This is a genomic window from Streptomyces sp. NPDC059454 (assembly GCF_042749965.1).
Classification (GTDB): Bacteria; Actinomycetota; Actinomycetes; order Streptomycetales; family Streptomycetaceae; genus Streptomyces.
In genome coordinates this window covers 1-19,310 of sequence record NZ_JBHYVC010000093.1, presented here as the reverse complement: position 1 = coordinate 19,310, position 19,310 = coordinate 1, and the positions used below count along the sequence as shown (strand labels likewise).

Below are 19,310 nucleotides of genomic sequence, written 5' to 3'. Positions count from 1 at the left end.
CCCCGGCGGTCGTGTGCCGGCGGCTCAGCGCACCGCCGGCTCCAGGACACCGGCCCCGCCGGCCAGCGCGGGGTCGTCGCTCTCCTCGAGAATGCGGTTGTGCTCGTCCACGAAGACCACGCTCGGCTTCAGCTCACGGGCCTGCGCGTCGGCCACGACGCCGTACCCGATGATGATGACGAGGTCGCCCGTATGGACGAGTCGCGCCGCCGCGCCGTTGATCTTCACCGTCCCCGAGCCCCGTTCGCCCTCGATGACGTAGGTCTCCAGGCGCGAGCCGTTGTTGATGTCGACGATGTGGACCAGCTCGCCCGGCAGCAGGTCCGCGGCCTCCATCAGGTCCGGGTCCAGGGTGAGCGAGCCCACGTAGTTCAGGTCGGCCTGGGTGACCGTGGCCCGGTGGATCTTCGACTTCAGCATCGTCCGGAACACTGTGTGCCCGCCCCTCAGTTCGTGGCGTCCGCGGCGTCCATCGCCGCGATCAGGCTGGCCGGCCGCATGTCGGTCCAGTTCTCGTTGATGTAGTCCAGGCAGGCTTGTCGGCCGGTCTCCTGCACGACGACGTTCCACCCGGCCGGCACCTCGGCGAAGGACGGCCACAGCGAGTGCTGGCCCTCGTCGTTCACCAGGACCAGGTACTTGCCGTCCGCGTCCTCGAACGGGTTGCTCATCGTTTCATACCCCCTGTGTCGGTGCGGTGTCCGCCCGCAGCTCGTTCAGCTTGTCGGCAACAATCCGCCCTATTCGGGCGGTGGGTGCCGGATCGGTCAGCATTTCCTCATGCTCGGCATCCACATCGTAGTTTTCCAACCGCCCTTCCGTATAGGGATTCCAGGCAGTGACGTCACGGCGATTCCTCCTTTCCTCGGAAACCCGGGTCGCTGTGAAGAAGAGCACATCGCCGCGGAAGACCTCCGGTTCGTGACGGGACATCATCCGCACGTTGTTCACGTACACGTTCTTGACCGCGACGACTTCGTCCGCGCTCAACTCGGCGAGCGCCCTGTTCTCGTGCCGGAGGAATTCCCGGTAACGGTCCAGGGGGAAGTGGTCGTCGCTCAGCTCACTCGGCTCGAAGTCGAATCCGACGGCCCGCAGGCTGTTCGCGACGATCTCCGCCTCGGAGCGGTCGGGAGCGTCCTGGCCGCGCGTGCTCGACGGGTAGGCGTCCACCAGGCACAGCAGTTCCACCTCGGCGCCCAGTGCCTGGAGCCGGGTGGCGACGGCCTGCGCGACCGGCCCTCCGAACGACCAGCCCATGATGCGGTACGGCCCCTCGGGCCGCACGGAGCGGATCAGTTCGACGTACTGGGCCGCCATCTCGGTCACCCCGGCGGGCAGCACCGCGTCCCGGTCCCTGATCCCCCGCGCCTGCAACGCGTACACCGGAGTGTCCGCGTCGAGGTGGGCGAGCAGTCCGGCGTAGCACCAGCCGAGGCCGGCCGCCGGGTGCACGCAGAACAGCGGGGTGCCGGTGCCGCTCCCGCGCAGCGGGAGCAGTTCGGCGAACGGGTCGTGACGGGTGCCCCGGTCGAGCTCCTCGGCGAGGCGCGCGACGGTCGGGGCCTCGAACAGGCTCCGAATGGACAGCTCGACGCCGAGGACTGCCCGGATCCGGCCGAGCAGCCGGGCGACCAGCAGGGAGTGCCCGCCGAGGGAGAAGAAGTCGTCGTCGACACCCACCCGGGGCGCCTTGAGGACCTCGGCGAACAGGGCGCACAGCACCTCTTCGCGGGGCCCGTTCGGTCCGCGACTGGCCTGTGCCGCGTAGTCGGGGGCGGGCAGGGCGCGCCGGTCGAGTTTGCCGTTCGGGGTGAGCGGCAGCACGTCCACGCCCATGAAGACGGCCGGGATCATGTAGTCCGGCAGCCGCTCGCCGAGGTGGGCGCGCAGTGCGGCGGTGTCGGGCAGTTCCCCGGTCGCCACCGCGTACGCCACCAGGCGCCGGTCGCCCGGCCGGTCCTCGCGCAGCACCACCGCGGCCTGGGCGATCGCCGGGTGGGCGGTGAGCGCCGCCTCCACCTCGCCGGGTTCGATGCGGAAGCCGCGCAGCTTGATCTGCTGGTCGGCGCGGCCCAGGAACTCCAACTGCCCGTCGGCGCGCGTCCGCACCCGGTCACCGGTGCGGTACATGCGCTCGCCCGGCTCGAAGGGGCAGGCGACGAAGCGCTCCGCGGTCAGCGCCGGGCGGCCGAGATAACCGCGGGCCAGACCGTCCCCGGACACGTAGAGCTCGCCGGCCACGCCCGGCGGCACCGGGCGCAGGCGGTCGTCGAGAACGTACAGACCGGTGTTGTCGATCGCCGTGCCGATCGGGGCGGTGGCGGGCCAGTCCGCCGGGTCGGCGGGCAGGGTGGCGCCGGTCGCCGCGTGCGTCTCGCTGGGGCCGTAGTGGTTGTGCAGCAGCAGTCCCGGTCGCCGGCCGAAGAACTCCCGCACGGCCGGGGCGAGGTTGAGCGCCTCGCCGGCCTGAGCGACGTCGGTCAGGCGGGGCAGGTCCGCGCCGAGCTCCGCGGCGGCCTCGGCGAGCGCCTCGACGACCAGGTTGGGCGCGTGCAGCTGCTCGACCTCGTGCTCCTCCAGCCAGCGCACCAGCAGCCGCGGATCGCGCCGGACGTCCTCCGGGCAGGGCACGAGGCGCTTCCCGCCGAGGAGCGCGGAGAGGATCTCGTGCACCGACACGTCGAAGCTGATCGCCGCGAACTGGGCGACGACCGCGCCGGGCCGGCGCGGGGGCATGGCGTCCTGGTGCCAGGAGACCAGGTTCTCCATGGCCCGGGCCGGCATCAGGACGCCCTTGGGGCGGCCCGTCGAACCCGAGGTGTAGATCGCGTACACGGGACGGTCCGGTGACAGGGGTCCGGTGCGCGGCGCCGTCGCCGGCGCGGCGGCCCGCGCCCGGACCGTCCCGGGCGCGTCGAGCACCAGCAGGCGGCCCGTCCGCGCGGGCAGCCGCCCGGCGACCCCGGCCGTCGTCACCACGACGACCGGCCCCGCGTCCTCGGTCATGTGCGCGAGGCGCTCCGCCGGGTACTCGGGGTCGAGCGGCAGGTATCCGGCTCCGGTCTTGAGCACGGCGAGCAGGGCGACGACGAGGTCCGCCGAGCGGCGCAGGGCCAGGCCCACCAGACGCTCGGGGCCCGCGCCTTCACCCGCCAGCAGCGCGGCGAGCCGGTTGGCGGCACCGTCGAGCTGCTCGTACGTCAGGGCCGTCTGCCCGTCCTGCACGGCCACGGCCCGCGGGGTGCGGCACACCTGCTCCTCGAACCGCTCCATGAGGGACGCGTCGTTCTGTCGCCGCACGGCGGGACGGGCGAGCAGCCGCGCGCGTTCCCCGGGAGCCAGGATCTCGGCCCGGCCGATCGGCTGCCCGGGCGCCTCGACCAGGGCACGCAGCACCCGTACGAAGCGTTCGGCGAGCGCCTCGGCCGTGGCGGCGTCGAACAGGTCGGCGCTGTACTCGATGATGCCGTTGAGGCCGCCGGGTGTGCCCTTGCCGTCGTGCACGTCACCGAACGCGAAGAGCAGGTCGAAGCGGGAGACCCCGGAGCCGACGGGCTGGCCGGTCACCTTCAGCCCGGGCAGCTGCTCGATGGCCTCGTGGGCGGCCTGCTGATCGGTGTTGTTGAACGCCAGCATCACCTGGAACAAGGGGTGCCGGGCCATGGACCTGACGGGGTTGAGCAGTTCCACGAGGCGCTCGAACGGTACGTCCTGGTGGGCGTAGGCGGCCAGGGAGTTCTCGCGGACCCGGCGCACCAGTTCCTCGAAGGTCGGGTCGCCGGAGGTGTCGGTGCGCAGGACGAGGGTGTTGACGAAGAAGCCGACGAGGTCCTCGAGGGCGTCATCGGTGCGTCCGGCGATCGGGGTGCCGATCGGGATGTCGTCGCCCGCGCCCACCCGGGACAGGGTCACGGCCAGCGCGGCCTGCACGACCATGAAGACGGTCGCCCTGTTCCGCCGGGCCAGTTCGACCACGGCGGCGTGGAGGTCGGCCGGCACCTGGACGGGGATGCGGGCACCGGTCTGGCTGGACACCGCGGGCCTGGGCCGGTCGACGGGCAGGTCGAGTTCCTCGGGCAGACCCGCGAGCGCCTCCTTCCAGTGGGCGAGCTGGCGGGAGATGAGACTGTCGGGGTCGTCCTCGGAGCCGAGCGTCTCGCGCTGCCACAGCGTGTAGTCGGCGTACTGCACGGTCGGTTCGTGCCACTGCGGGGCGCCACCCGCGCAGCGGGCGGCGTAGGCGAGGGCGAGGTCCCGGCCGAGCGGCCGCCTGGACCAGGCGTCACTGGCGATGTGGTGCACCAGCAGAAGCAGCACGTGGTCCTCGGGACCGAGTTCGAACAAGGTGGCGCGCAGAGGCAGTTCGCGTGTCAGGTCGAAGCCGTGGCGGGCCGCGGCCCGCAGTTCGTCCGGCAGCCGGTCCTCGTCGGTGGTGACAGTGGCGAACGGCACCGGTGCGTCGGCCGACCCGCGCACCACCTGGTGGGCGCCCTCCGCGTCCTCCGCGAACACGGTCCGCAGCGACTCGTGGCGGGCCACGACGTCACCGAGTGCCTGCCGCAGCGCGAGACGGTCCAGGGGCCCGTGGAAGCGGCGCGAGACGGGGATGTTGTAGGTGGGACTCGGTCCTTCCATGCGGTGCAGGAACCACAGCCGTGTCTGCGCGTACGACAGCGGCAGCCGGGCCGGCCGCCGGGCCGGCCGGGTGACCGCGCGACGGCCACCGCTGCCGGTGTCCAGGGCTTCCGAGACACCCGCGACGGTCGGCGTGTCGAACAGTTGCCGCACCGACAGTTCGACGTCGAGCGTGGAGCGGATGCGGCTGACGAGGCGGGTGGCGAGCAACGAGTGGCCGCCGAGGTCGAAGAAGTCGTCGTCGATGCCGACGACCGGCCGGCGCAGCACCTCGGCGAAGAGGGAGCAGAGGATCTCCTCGCGCGGTGAGCGCGGAGCGCGCCCCCCGGGGCCCGCCTCGTACTCGGGCGCGGGCAGGGCCCGGCGGTCCAGCTTGCCGTTCGGGGTCAGGGGCAGGGCATCGAGGACGATCACCGCGTCCGGCACCATGTACTCCGGCAGCGCGGCCGCGGCGTGCTCGCGGACGGCGGACGGCGCGGGCGCGCCACCGTGCTCGGGAACGACGTAGGCGACGAGCCGGCGGTCGCCCGGCACGTCCTCGCGCACCACGACCGCCGTGCGCGCCACCTCCGGGTGTCCGGAGACCACGGACTCGATCTCCCCGAGCTCGATCCGGTATCCGCGGATCTTGACCTGTCCGTCGACCCGGCCCACGAACTCCAGCTCGCCGGCCTCGTTCCAGCGGGCCAGGTCGCCGGTGCGGTACATGCGCTCACCGGGCCCTCCGTAGGGGCAGGCCACGAAGCGCTCCGCGGTCAGGTCCTGCCGCCCGAGGTAGCCACGGGCGAGCCCGGTGCCGGCGATGTACACCTCGCCCGCCGTGCCGGGCGGGACCGGCTGGAGTCCGGCGTCGAGGACGTAAATCCGGGTGTTCCAGAAGGGGCGGCCCACCGGGACGGCGCCGGCGGGCACCTTCGTACCGGGCGCGATGGGGTTCTCCACGCTGTTCACGGTGGCTTCCGTGGCGCCGTAGACGTTGAACACGGTCGCGTCCGGGTGCCGTGCCCGCCAGCGGTCCAGCACCTCGCCCACCAGCAGTTCACCGCCGAGCATCAGCGTCCGGGTGGGCGACACCCCGTCCGGCAGTTCGTCAAGGAGCGCGAGGACGCTGGGGGTGCCCTTGAGGAACGTGGCCCGCGGGCCGGCGGCGGCGGCCTCGGCGAGCTCCGCGATGTGCACACGGCCGCCGCTGACCAGCGGGGTGTACAGCCCGGTCACTGTCAGGTCGAAGGAGATCGGCGAGTGCAGCAGGGTGGTGCCGGCCGCGGTCGGGTAGGCCTCCCTGGCCCGCACCAGATAGGCGCCCAGCGAGCGGTGCTCGATGACGACGCCCTTGGGACGGCCCGTCGACCCCGAGGTGAACACGACGTACGCGGGGTGGGTGAGGGCCGACGGCAGTGCGCGGTCGGCGTCCTCGAGGTCGGTGTCGGAGTACGGAGTGAGATCGACGTCGTCCAGGACGATCCGGGGGGCGGGGTGCTCCGGCAGCGCCGGTGCGAGGTCCCGCGTGGTGACCAGCAGCGCCGGGTCGGCGCTGTCCAGCATATAGGCGATGCGGTCCGCCGGGTAGTCGGGATCCAGCGGCAGGTACGCCGCGCCCGTCTTGAGCACCGCCAGCAGGCCGACCGCGGCCTGTACGCTGCGCGGCAGCGCCAGGGCCACGAACCGCTCGGGCGCCGCACCCCGCGCCACCAGGAGCCTCGCCAGCCGGTTCGCGCGCGCGTTCAGTTCGGCGTAGGTCAGGTGCTCCGCACCGCTCACCACCGCCTCGGCGCCGGGGGTGCGGGCCACCTGCTCCTGGAAGAGGGTGGCGGCATCGGTCTCGCGGACCTCGCGGGCGGTGTCGTTCCACTCCTCCAGGACATGGTGCCGCTCGGCGGCCGAGAGCACGTCGAGCGTGCCGACGGGGCGCCGCGGCTCGTCCAGGACCGCGGTCAGGACCCGGCGCAGCCGCTCGCTGACGGCCGTGGCCGCCTCCTCCGTGAACACGTCGGGACGGAAGTCGACGCGGAACCGGAGCCGGCGGCCCGGCTTGACGATCAGGCCGAGCGGATAGTGCATGCCGTCCTGGGTCTCCACTCCCGTCACCCGCACTCCGTGCCGCGGCGCCGCCGGGCCCGGTTCCGGGGCGCTCGCCGGGTCGAGCGGATAGTTCTCGAAGACCAGCGCCGAGTCGAACAGCTCACCCACACCGGTCAGTTCCTGGATCCGGGTCAGGCCCAGGTACTGGTGGTCGAGGAGCCGGGCCTGCTCCGCCTGGAGCCGGCCCAGCAGTTCGGCGAGCGGCTCCGCCGCGTCCAGCCGGAGGCGCAGCGGCAGGGTGTTGATGAAGAGGCCGACCATGTTCTCGACGCCTTCCAGCTCCGGCGGCCGGCCGGAGACCGTCACCCCGAACACCACGTCGGCGCGGCCCACCAGTTTGGACAGCACGACCGCCCAGGCCGCCTGCGCCACGGTGTTGAGCGTCACACCGAGTTCGCGGGCGCGCTCGCCCAGTCCCGCCGTCTCCTGTTCGGTGAGCGCCAGCTCCACCTGGCCGGGGATCACGGGCACCCGTCCGGACGCGGTGGGCGCCACCCGGAACGGCTCCTCCAGTCCGGCGAGCGCCTCCTGCCAGGCTCGCTCGCCCGCCTCGCGGTCCCGGCCGGCGAGCCAGCCCAGGTAGTCGCGGAACGGGCGGACGCGCGGCAGTTGTGAGGTGTCGCCGCCGTTCAGGTAGAGCGCGAGCAGTTCGCGCAGCAGCACCGGACGCGACCAGCCGTCCCACAGCACATGGTGGTTGGTCAGCACGAAGCGGTGCCGGTCCGGCCCGTACCGCAGCAGTGTGAACCGTACGAGCGGGGGCTCGGCCAGGTCGAAGCGGCGGGCGCGGTCCTCGTCGAGCACCCGGCGCGCCTCACGTTCCCGCTCGTCCTGCGCAAGTGCGCTCAGATCCACCTCGTGCCACGCCAGGGGCACGTCCCTCAGCACGATCTGGACGGGCCGGCTGAGCCCCTCGTGCCGCAGCGCCGTGCGCAGGTTGGCGTGCCGGGTCAGCAACGCCCCGGCCGCGGTCCGCAACGCCTTGGCGTCCAGTGCCCCTTCGAGGTCCAGGACCATCTGGACCGTGTAGATGTCCAGCGCCTTCTCGTCGAAGACGTTGTGAAACAGCAGCCCCTCCTGCAACGGAGACAGCGGCAGTATGTCCTCCAACGCGGACCGCTTCATTCCGACGTCCTCCACTCGGCTTCGAGCCGATCGATGTCGCTCTGGTTCAACATGGCCAGCGCTACGTCGGACGGAGTGAACCCGCCCGCCGTGTCCTCGGCGGCGTGGTCGACGAGCGCGCGCAACGCCCGGAACCACGCCTGGGCCAGCTCCCGCACCTCTTGCTCGGTGAGCAGCTCCCGGGCCCAGGTCCAGGAAGCGAGGAGCTCGGGACCGTCCTCGCCGTCGCGGGTGATGGCGTTCAGCTCGACGACGTGGGTCAACGGCATCCCGGCGTCCCGGCCGCCGCCGATGCCGGCGGTGCCGGGCGCCGTCGCCCAGTCGGCCGCCTCCTGATCCCTGGAGGCGAACCGGCCCAGGTAGTTGAACTTGATCTGGGGTCGGGCCAGCGGGGCGAGGATCTCCGCCGTCCTGGGGTTGAGCCGGCGCAGCAGCCCGTGGCCGAGCCCCTTGCCCGGCACCGCCCGCAGCTGCTCCTTCACCTGCTTCAGCGCCGCACCCTCGTCGGCAGCCCGGGCCGTGTCGAGCCGGACGGGGTAGGTGCTGGTGAACCAGCCGACGGTACGGGTGAGATCGGCTCCCGGCATCGCCTCCTCCGCACGGCCGTGGGCCTCCAGCTCCACCAGCACACCGTGTTCCGCCGCCGTGGCCCGCCACTCGCGGACCGCCAGCGCGAAGGCGGTGAGCAGCACGTCGTTGATCTCGGCGTGGAACGCCGCCTGCACCGTCGTGAGCAGGGGCTCGGTCACCTCGGAAGGCAGCTCCTGGGTCAGATGACCGGTGGTGCCGGAGGTGTCGCGCGCCGGGTCCAGCGCCCGCCCGCCCAGCGGCGCGTCCGCGTGCTGGAGCACCCGCGTCCAGTGGCTCAACTCGGCCGTGGTCTCGGGCTCGTGGGCCAGCTCGTGCAGATGGCGTGCCCAGCGGCGCAGCGAGGTGCCGACCGGTTCGAGAACCGCTTCCCGGCCGGCCGACACGTCCCGCCAGGCCTGGGCCAGGTCGGGGACGAGGATCCGTATGGACACTCCGTCGACCACCAAGTGGTGCAGTACGAGCAGCAGTTGACCGGACAGCTCGCGACCGCGGTCGAACCAGACCGCCTGCACCATGATCCCGTCCCGTGGGGACAGACGGGTGCGGGCCCGTGGCCCGTGTTCGGCCATCAGGGCGCGTAGTTCCCCGTCGTCGAGTCCCGACGCGTCGATCCGCTCGACGCGGTCGTCGGCGCTCACCGAACCGGGCGCGGTCACCTCCAGCGACCATTCGTCGGTCCCGTCCGGCACGGTGAGCCGCGTCCGCAGGGCATCGTGGTGGTCGAGCACCGCCTGGAGCGCCTTCGTCAGGCTCTCGTGGGTCAGCGCGGCGGGGACCTGTACGACGGTGGACTGATTGAACTCCGTGAACGGACCGCCGCGCGAGGCCAGTTCCTTCATGATCGGCGTCAGCGGGACCTCGCCCACCCCGTCGTCCGGTGCCGCCGGGGCGGCCCCGTCGGCGTCCTGGGCGACCTCGGCGAGGCGGGCCACCGTCCTGCACTCGAAGACGTCCCGGGGAGAGAACCGCAGTCCGGCCCGGCGCGCCGCGCTCACCAACTGGATCGACATGATGCTGTCGCCGCCCAGGTCGAAGAAGCTGTCGTCGGCACCGACCTCGGGCACGCGCAGCACCTCCGCGTAGAGGCCGCACAGCAGCTGCTCCTTCGCCGAGACCGGCTCACGGGATCCGGCGCCGGCGGTGTACTCGGGGTCGGGGAGGGCGCGGCGGTCGAGCTTGCCGTGGGAGGTCAGCGGCAGCGCGTCCAGGACCACGACGGCGGCCGGGACCATGTACTCCGGCAACGACTCGGCCAGCGACTTGCGCACCGACTGCGCGTCCACGGCGGGGACGTCGTCCTGCGCGACGACGTAACCCAGCAGGCGTCCCTCGCGCACCAGGGCGGCGGCCTGTGCGATGTGCGGGTGCGCCGCGAGCGCGGACTGGACCTCGCCCAGCTCGATGCGGTAGCCGCGTACCTTGACCTGGTCATCGGCCCGGCCGACGTACTCCAGCTGACCCTCCCGGTTCCACCGGGCGATGTCCCCCGTCCGGTACATCCGCGTGCCAGCCGGGCCGTAGGGGTCGGCGACGAACCGCTCCGCCGTCAGCCCCGGACGGTCCAGATAACCGCGGGCCAGCACCACACCCGCCACATACAACTCACCCGGAGCCCCCACCGGCACCGGACGCAGACCCGCGTCCAGGACGTAGGTCCGGGTGTTGACGAACGGACGACCGATCGGCACCGCACCCGACGGCGTCGGCGTACCCGGCTCCAGACGGAACTCGGCACAGTTGACCGTCGCCTCCGTAGGACCATACGCATTGATCACCTGCACCTGCGGATGCGCCCGCCGCCAGCCCGCCAGCGCCTCGCCACGCAGGGCCTCACCACCGATGACCAGCGTCCCCGACGGCGACGCCGCCTCTGGCAGCGCCTCCAGCAGACCCAGGTGGGACGGCGTGACCTTCATGAACGTCACACCCGACACCGACTCGTCCAACTCGCCGACCACGATCCGGCCACCGGACACCAGCGGCGACCACAGGGCGGTCACCGTCAGGTCGAACGCGAACGAGGAATGCACCAGCGACACCCCAGCCGCCTGCGGATACACCTCCCGCGCCCGCACCAGATACGCACCCACCGAAGCATGCTCGACCACCACACCCTTCGGACGACCCGTCGAACCCGACGTATAAATCACATACGCCGGCCACGACAGCCCCACCACCGGCAGGTTCTCCGCCGACAGACCGTTGAAGTCCGCCGACGAGAGCCAGGCCTCGTCGATCACCAGCGCCGGCGCGGCATCCTCCAGGATGTAGTCGATGCGCTCCCGCGGATACCCGGGATCCACCGGGACGTAGGCCGCCCCCGCCTTCACCACCGCCAGCAGCACCACCACCAACTCCGCCGACGGCGGCAACACCACCGCCACCCGCCGCTCCGGACCCGCACCCTGCTCCACCAGCAACCGCGCCAGCCGATTCGCCCGCGCATTCACCTGCGCATAGCTCAGCTCCCCCACCGCAACCGCATCGGGCGACCGCACCACCTGCGCCTCGAACAACTGCGGCAAAGCAGCAACCGACACCTCCCCCGCCGTATCGATCCACTCCCCCAACACCAAACCCCGCTCGGCATCCGAAAGCACATCCACACCACCGACCCGCACCCCCGGATCAGCAACCACCACCTCCAACACCCGCACCAACCGCTCAGCCAACCGCTCAGCGGTCACCGCGTCGAACAGATCCGTGCTGAATTCGAGGACACCCGCGATGCCGTCGGGACGCGCGTCCTGGGCGTGTTGTTCGACCATGCGGAAGAGAAGGTCGAACTTGGCCGCGCCGGTCGGCAGCGGCTGCTGTCGCACGGTGAGGCCGGACAGGCTCCCGGCGGCTTCGGCCGCGGCCTGCTGGTCGAGGTTGTTCCAGGTGAGCATGGTCTGGAACAGGGGGTGGCGGGCCATCGACCGCTCGGGGTTGAGGACTTCCACCAGCCGTTCGAAGGGCACGTCCTGGTGGGCGTAGGCCGCCAGGTCGAACTCCTTCACCCGGCCGACCAGTTCGCGGAAGGACGGGTTGCCGGACAGATCGGTGCGCAGCACCAGCGTGTTCACGAAGAACCCGACCAGGTCCTCCACCGCGCCGTCGGTGCGGCCCGCGATCGGCGTGCCGATCGGGATGTCCGTGCCCGCGCCCAGCCGCGACAGCAGCGTCGCCAGCGCCGACTGCACCACCATGAACACACTCGCGCCGCTCTCCCGTGCCAGCGACACCAGCCGCTCGTGCACTTCCTGGGGAACGGCGAAGGCGACCCGGCCGCCTCGCTGCGAGGCGATGTCGGCGCGGGGGCGGTCGGCGGGCAGGGCCAGTTCCTCCGGGAGCTCGGCCAAGGCCTCGCGCCAGAAGGAGATCTGCCGGGCGAGGACGCTGCCCGGGTCGTCCTCGGCGCCCAGCACCTCGCGCTGCCAGAGCGTGAAGTCTGCGTACTGCACCGGAAGTTCGGACCATGCGGGGGCGGTGCCCGCGCTGCGGGCCGCGTACGCGCCGGTCAGGTCGCGCGCCAGCGGGCCCGCTGACCAGCCGTCACCGGCGATGTGGTGCACCAGCACGAGCAGTACGTGCTGCTCCGGGCCCAGTTCGAACAGCCAGGTCCGCAGCGGGAGTTCGGCGGCGAGGTCGAACGCGTAGCGGGCCGTCGAGGTCAGCGCGTCGGTGAGGCCGTCCTCGTCCGTGGGGACGGTGTGCAGTTCGGGGTGGGCCGCCTCGGACGGCAGGACGACCTGGTGGGCGCCCTGGCCGTCCTCTGCGAAGAGGGTGCGCAGGGCCTCGTGGCGGACCACGAGGTCGTGCAGCGCCGCGGTCAGCGCCTCCCGGTCGAGCGGGCCGTCGAGGCGCAGTGCCGTCGGCATGTTGTAGGTGGGGCTGGGGCCTTCCAGCCGGTTCAGGAGCCACAGCCGCTGCTGGGCGTAGGAGAGCGGGATCCGAGCCGGCCGCTCCGCCCTGGTCAGCGGTAGGCGGGCGGGACCGGACGCGGTGTCCAGAACAGCGCCGAGCCGTGCCACCGTCGGGCGTTCGAAGAGCTGCCGTACCGACAGTTCCACGTCGAGCGTGGCGCGGATGCGGCTCACCAGGCGGGTGGCGAGCAGCGAGTGGCCGCCCAGGTCGAAGAAGCCGTCGTCGATGCCGACCCGCTCCACGCCGAGCACCTCGGCGAACAGACCGCACAGGATCTCCTCGCGCGGCGAACGCGGCGCCCGGCCCGTGGGCCGGGCCGCGCTGTCGGGGACGGGCAGGGCACGGCGGTCCAGCTTGCCGTTCGGGGTCAGCGGCAGCGCGTCCAGCGTCATGAACGCCGACGGCACCATGTACTCCGGCAGTTGGCGGGTCGCGTGCTCGCGCAGTGCCGCCGGGTCGGCGGTGCCGGTCACGTAGGCGACCAGCCGGCGGTCCCCCGGTGTGTCCTCGCGGACCAGAACCGCGGCGCGCGTCACGGACTCGTGCGCGAGCAGGACGGCCTCGATCTCGCCGGGCTCAATGCGGTAGCCGCGCACCTTGACCTGGTGGTCGACCCGGCCGAGATACTCCAGCTCGCCGTCGGCCGACCAGCGCACCAGGTCGCCGGTGCGGTACATACGGGTGCCCGGGGCGCCGTAGGGGTCGGCCACGAAGCGTTCCGCCGTCAGACCCGGGCGGTCCAGGTAACCGCGGGCCAGGCCCGCGCCGGTGATGTACAGCTCGCCGGCCACTCCGGCGGGCACCGGGCGCAGCGCCGCGTCCAGCACGTACACCCGGGTGTTGGCGATCGGCCGTCCGATCGAACCCCGGCGCGCGCTGTCCGTGTCGACCGCTCCGGCGGTGGACCAGATCGTGGTCTCCGTCGGACCGTAGACGTTGGTCACCGAGTGCGCGTGCCGGACGAGGGACGCGGCGAGGTCGGCGGGCAGTGCTTCGCCGCCGACGAGCACCCTGACGCCCGACAGCGCGGTGGCGTGCTCGTCCACGATCGCGTGCCACAGACTGGGTGTCGCCTGCACGACCGAGATCCCGGCCCCGTCGATCAGTTCGGCCAAGGCCCGCGGATCGCGCACCGTGTCCCGGTCGGCGAGCACCACGGCGGCTCCGGCCAGCAGGGGTACGTACAGTTCGAGCGCCGCGATGTCGAAGCCGACGGTCGTCACGGCGAGCAGCCGTTCGTCCGGCGTCAGGGCACACCGTTCCCCCAGGTCCTGGAGGAAGTTGGCGAGTGCCGCGTGTCCGACGACGACGCCCTTGGGCCGTCCCGTGGAGCCCGAGGTGTAGATCACGTAGGCGGCGGACGCGACCGGGACCGGCGGCAGGTCGGCCGTGTCGAGGCCGGTGAGGTCCGCGGCGGCGAGCCACTCCTCGTCGACCACGAGCACGGGACGCGCGTCGTCGATCATGTACGCGATGCGCTCGTCCGGGAAGTCGGGGTCGAGCGGCACATAGGCGGCGCCGGACTTCAGCACGGCGAGCAGGACGGTCACCAGGTCGGTCGAGCGCGGCAGCCTGACGGCGACCCGCTGCTCCGGGCCGGCGCCGTGCCGTACGAGCAGCCGTGCGAGCCGGTTGGCCCGCGCGTTGAGTTCCGCGTACGACAGCTCCCGGTCGCCGCAGACGACGGCGGTGGCCTCGGGGGCAAGGGCGGCGCGCGCCTCGAACAGCTGCGGCAGGGCCACGCCAGGCACGAGGCGTGCGGTGTCGTTCCACCGTTCCAGCACCGTGCCGCGCTCGGCGTCCGTCATGACGTCGGCCCGGCTCACGGGCAGGTCCGGTTCGGCCACGACGGCCGCCAGGACGCGGACGAACCGCTGCGCGATCCGGGCGGCCGAGTCGCGGTCGTGGAGGTCGGTGCTGAACCCGAGCGCGCCGTGCAGCCCGCCGCCGTCGCCGGTGCGCTCCTGAAGGGCGAAGGAGAGGTCGAACTTGGCGCTCCCGGTGCCGACGGAGTGTCCCGTCACGGTGAGGCCGGGCAGCGACTGTCCGGCGGTGGCGTCGGCGCCCAGGAGGGTGCCGTCGTTCCAGGTGAGCATGGTCTGGAACAGGGGGTGGCGGGCCATCGACCGCTCAGGGTTGAGGACTTCCACCAGCCGTTCGAAGGGCACGTCCTGGTGGGCGTAGGCCGCCAGGTCGAACTCCTTCACCCGGCCGACCAGTTCACGGAAGGACGGGTTGCCGGACAGATCGGTGCGCAGCACCAGCGTGTTCACGAAGAACCCGACCAGGTCCTCCACCGCGCCGTCGGTGCGGCCCGCGATCGGCGTGCCGATCGGGATGTCCGTGCCCGCGCCCAGCCGCGACAGCAGCGTCGCCAGCGCCGACTGCACCACCATGAACACGCTCGCGCCGCTCTCCCGTGCCAGCGACACCAGCCGCTCGTGCACCTGGGCGGGCACCTCGAACTCCACGAAGTCGCCGCGGTACGAGGGGGTCGCGGGCCGAGTGCGGTCCCTGGGCAGGTCCAGCTCCTCCGGCAGGCCGGTGAGCGCCTCGCGCCAGAACTCCACCTGCCCGGTCAGCGCACTGTCGGGGTCCTCCTCGGAGCCCAGCACCTCACGCTGCCACAGCGTGAAGTCCGCGTACTGCACCGGCAGTTCCGTCCACGCCGGGGCGACGCCCGCGCAGCGAGCCGCGTACGCCGCGGTCAGGTCGCGGGAGAGCGGGCCCATCGACCAGCCGTCACCCGCGATGTGATGCACCGTCAGCAGCAGTACGTGGTCCTGCTCCGCGAGCTCGAAGAGCCGGGCGCGGAAGGGCAGTTCCCGCTCCAGGTCGAAGGTGTCCCGGGCCGCGGCACACAGCTCGGCGTCCAGCCGGGAGGCGTCAGCGACAGGTGTCACGTCCAGCCCGGGCCGGCCCAGGTCCACGGGCAGTATGCGCTGGTACGGTCCGTCGGTGTCCTCGCCGAACACGGTGCGCAGCGGCTCGTGCCGGGCCACCACGTCGGCCAGCGCCGCTTCCAGCGCGGTGCGGTCCAGGTCGCCGGTCAGTCGCAGCGCGGCGGGGACGTTGTAGGTGGCACTGGGGCCCTCGAAGCGGTCCAGGAACCACAGCCTGCGCTGGGCGAATGACAGCGGCACCCGCTCCGGACGGACCGCCGCCCGCGTCATGCGTGCACGTGCGCCGCGCCCGGTCTCGTTCTCGTTCTCGTCGAGCGCCGCGGCGAGTCCGGCGACGGTGGGTGTCTCGAAGAGACGGCGGACCGGCAGCTCGACGCCGAGGGTGGCGCGGATCCGGTTGGCCAGCCGGGTGGCGAGCAGGGAGTGGCCGCCCAGGTCGAAGAAACCGTCGTCGATACCGACCCGCTCCGCGCCGAGGACCTCGGCGAACAGACCGCACAGGATCTCCTCGCGCGGCGAACGCGGACCCCGGTAACCGGCCGTGGACAGCGTGCCGTAGGCGGGCACGGGCAGCGCCCTGCGGTCCAGCTTGCCGTTCGGGGTGACCGGCAGCGACTCCAGCGCGAGGAACGCCGAGGGCACCATGTGCGCGGCCAGCTGCTCGGCGGCGTGCCGGCGCAACACCGCCGGGTCCGCCTCTGCGCCGGGCGCGGGCACCACGTAGGCGACCAGGCGCTTGTCGCCCGGCTGGTCCTCCCGCACGACGACCACGGCACGGGCCACAGCCGGGTGCCCGGCGACCACCGCCGCCACCTCGTCCGGCTCGATCCTGAAACCACGGATCTTCACCTGATCATCCGCGCGGCCCAGGTACTCCAGCTCACCACCCGCGGTCCACCGCGCCAGGTCACCCGTGCGGTACATGCGAGTGCCGGGCGCCCCGAACGGGCAGGCAACGAAGCGTTCCGCGGTCAGCTCCGCACGGTTCAGATACCCCCGGGCCAGACCGGCGCCCGCAAGGTACAGCTCACCCGCGGCACCCACCGGGACCGGCTGCAGACCGGCATCCAGGACGTACAGGCGGGTGTTGATCAGCGGGGCGCCGATCGACGGGACCACCGCGCCCGACAGCGGCATGCTCATGCTCGCGCACACCGTCGACTCCGTCGGACCGTACGCGTTGATCATCCGCCGGCCCCGCGACCAGCGCGCCACCAGATCCGGCGGACACGCCTCACCCGCCACCACCAGCGTGGACACGGTGGGCAGCGCATCGTCAGGGAGAACGGCCAGCGCCGACGGGGGCAGCGTGATGTGCGTGATCTCCTCCTCACGCACCAGCCCGGTCAGCGCCGCACCCGGCAACAACCGCTCCGCAGGCGCCAGCACCAGCACCGCTCCCGCCAGCAGCGCCATGCACACCTCGGACACGGCCGCGTCGAAGCTCGGCGAGGCGAACAGCAGCACCCGGCTGTCGGGAGTCACCGCGAACCGCTCGATCTGCCCCGTGGCCAGACTCGCAATGCCACGGTGCGAGACCGCAACACCCTTCGGACGCCCCGTCGAACCCGAGGTATGGATGACGTAGGCGAGCGACGCGACATCGACGGGAGCGGGGTCGGCGGCGGCGTAGTCCGAGGTGTCGGCCGCCGCAAACCACGCCTCGTCAACCACGAGCACCGGGGCGACGTCGTCGAGGATGTGCGCAATACGCTCCGCCGGATACTCCGGATCGACCGGAACGTAGACCGCCCCCGCCTTCATCACCGCCAGCAGCGTGACCACCAGGTCGGCCGAGCGCGGCAGCGACACCGCGACGGCCCGCTCCGGCCCCGCACCCCACTCCACGAGCAACCGCGCAAGCCGGTTCGCCCGCGCATTCAACTCCGCATAGCTGAGCCGCGTGCCCTCGAACACTACCGCCGTCGCATCCGGCGTCCGCGCCACCTGCGCCTGGAACAACTCCGGCAGAGTGCCCTCAGGCACCGCGCGCTCGGTGGCATTGAACCCGTCGAGCAACACCGAACGCTCGTCAGCGGTGAGTACCTCGACGTGTCCGACCGGCAGTTGGGGCGCGTCGACCAGGGCGCGCAGCAGGCGCACGAACCGCTCGGTGAGCGTCGTGGCGCTGTCGCGGTCGTAGAGGTCGGCGCTGTACTCCAGTACACCGGTCAGTCCGCCGCCCGTGCCGCCGTCCTGCGCGAGCCGCTCGACGAAGGCGAACGCCAGGTCGAACTTGGCGATGCCGGTGCCCACGGGCAGCGGCGTGACCGTCAGCCCGTCCAGGTGCGCGGACGCGTCGAAGGTCTGGTGCTGGTCCGCCGCGTTCCAGGTGAGCATGGTCTGGATCAGCGGGTGGCGGGCCATCGACCGCTCGGGGTTGAGGACCTCCACCAGCCGCTCGAACGGCACGTCCTGGTGCGCGTAGGCGGCGAGCGCGGTGTTGCGCACCCGGCCGACGAGCTCCGCGAACGTGGGGTCGCCCGAGGTGTCGGTGCGCAGCACCAGCGTGTTCACGAAGAAGCCGACGAGGTCTTCCAGCGCGCCGTCCGTGCGGCCCGCGGTGGGCGTGCCCAGCGGGATGTCGGTGCCCGCGCCCAGCCGCGTCAGCAGAGCGGCCAGCGCGGACTGCACCACCATGAACGGGCTCGCCTGCTGGGCCCGGGCCACGGCCACGACCTTGGCGTACACGTCCTGCGGGATCTCGAACGGCACCCGCCCGCCCTCGTGCGAGGAGACAGCCGGCCGCGGCCGGTCGGCGGGCAGCTCCAACTCCTCGGGAAGCGCGGCCAGTTGGCCGCGCCAGTAGTCGATCTGGCGAACGATGGCGCTGTCCGGGTCGTCCTCGGAGCCCAGCACCTCGCGCTGCCACAGCGTGTAGTCCGCGTACTGCGCGGGCAACGCCTGCCAGGCGGGCGCCGCACCGGCGCGGCGCGACGCGTACGCGGTGGTGAGATCACGTGCGAGCAGCGGCATGGACCAGCCGTCGCCCGCGATGTGGTGGACCAGCACGAGCAGCACGTGCTCCCGCTCGCCGGCCCGGAACAGCGTCGCCCGCAGCGGCGGCTCGGCCGACAGGTCGAAGCCGTGCCGGGCGGCCTTCTCCAGCGCGGCGGGCAGTCCGGCCTCGTCCGTGCGGACGACCTCCAGGACGGGTACGGCCTCCCCGGCAGCCAGCACCCGCTGGTACGGGCCCTCGGCGTCCTCGCCGAAGACCGTGCGCAGCGACTCGTGCCGCACCACCACGTCGGCCAGCGCCGCGCGCAGGGCGTCATGGTCCAGCTCACCAGTCAGCCGCAGCGAGACCGGCATGTTGTACGTCGGGCTCGGCCCCTCCAGCCGGTGCAGGAACCACAGCCGCTGCTGCGCGTACGAGACCGGCACCCGGTCCGGCCTTGGCAGCGCCCGCACGCCCTGTCGGGCCCCGTCCGCCGCGTCCAGCAACTCCAGCAGCTTGGACACCGAACGGGCCTCGAAGGACTGACGGATGGTCAGTTCGAAGCCGAGCGCACTGCGCACCCGGCTGACCAGCCGGATCGCGAGCAGGGAGTGCCCGCCGAGCTCGAAGAAGTCGTCGTCGACACCGACCTCGGGCACGCCGAGGACATCGGCGTACAGCCCACAGAGGATCTCCACCCGCGGATCCAGTGGCGCCCGCACGACGAGGCTCGCGCCCGCGTCGGCGTACGTCTCCGCGGTGTACTCGGGGTCGGGGAGGGCGCGGCGGTCGAGCTTGCCGTGGGAGGTCAGCGGCAGCGCGTCCAGGACCACGACGGCGGCCGGGACCATGTACTCCGGCAACGACTCGGCCAGCGACTTGCGCACCGACTGCACGTCCACGGCGGGGACGTCGTCCTGCGCGACGACGTAACCCAGCAGGCGTCCCTCGCGCACCAGGGCGGCGGCCTGTGCGATGTGCGGGTGCGCCGCGAGCGCGGACTGGACCTCGCCCAGCTCGATGCGGTAGCCGCGCACCTTGACCTGGTCATCGGCCCGGCCGACGTACTCCAGCTGACCCTCCCGGTTCCACCGGGCGATGTCCCCCGTCCGGTACATGCGCGT

General features: G+C 72.4%; 4 protein-coding genes. All 4 read right to left on the bottom strand.

The window, feature by feature from the left end; all coding sequences use genetic code 11:
- Positions 1–24: 24 nt before the first annotated feature.
- The 4 genes from panD to ACFXAE_RS34635 are packed head-to-tail and all read right to left on the bottom strand — an operon-like array spanning position 25 to position 19,304.
- Entirely contained in the window at positions 25–432 is a 408-nt protein-coding gene (gene panD / locus ACFXAE_RS34650) for an aspartate 1-decarboxylase (protein ID WP_384723162.1), read from the bottom strand.
- Between the two features lie 14 nt (positions 433–446).
- Positions 447–671, bottom strand: a complete 225-nt coding sequence (locus ACFXAE_RS34645; protein WP_384723159.1) for an MbtH family protein — start codon at positions 669–671, stop codon at positions 447–449.
- Between the two features lie 4 nt (positions 672–675).
- Entirely contained in the window at positions 676–7,845 is a 7,170-nt protein-coding gene (locus ACFXAE_RS34640; protein ID WP_384723156.1) for an amino acid adenylation domain-containing protein, read from the bottom strand.
- Complete coding sequence (locus ACFXAE_RS34635; protein ID WP_384723153.1) at positions 7,842–19,304, bottom strand: amino acid adenylation domain-containing protein; 11,463 nt, start codon at positions 19,302–19,304, stop codon at positions 7,842–7,844. Before ACFXAE_RS34635 ends, ACFXAE_RS34640 begins: the two co-directional genes overlap by 4 nt.
- Positions 19,305–19,310 lie beyond the last annotated feature (6 nt).

What these genes read in the sequence shown, in the direction of transcription:
- ACFXAE_RS34645 (WP_384723159.1), bottom strand. Translation starts at nt 671, where the DNA reads ATGAGCAACCCGTTCGAGGACGCGGACGGCAAGTACCTGGTCCTGGTG.
- ACFXAE_RS34635 (WP_384723153.1), bottom strand. Translation starts at nt 19,304, where the DNA reads ATGTACCGGACGGGGGACATCGCCCGGTGGAACCGGGAGGGTCAGCTG.
- ACFXAE_RS34640 (WP_384723156.1), bottom strand. Translation starts at nt 7,845, where the DNA reads ATGAAGCGGTCCGCGTTGGAGGACATACTGCCGCTGTCTCCGTTGCAG.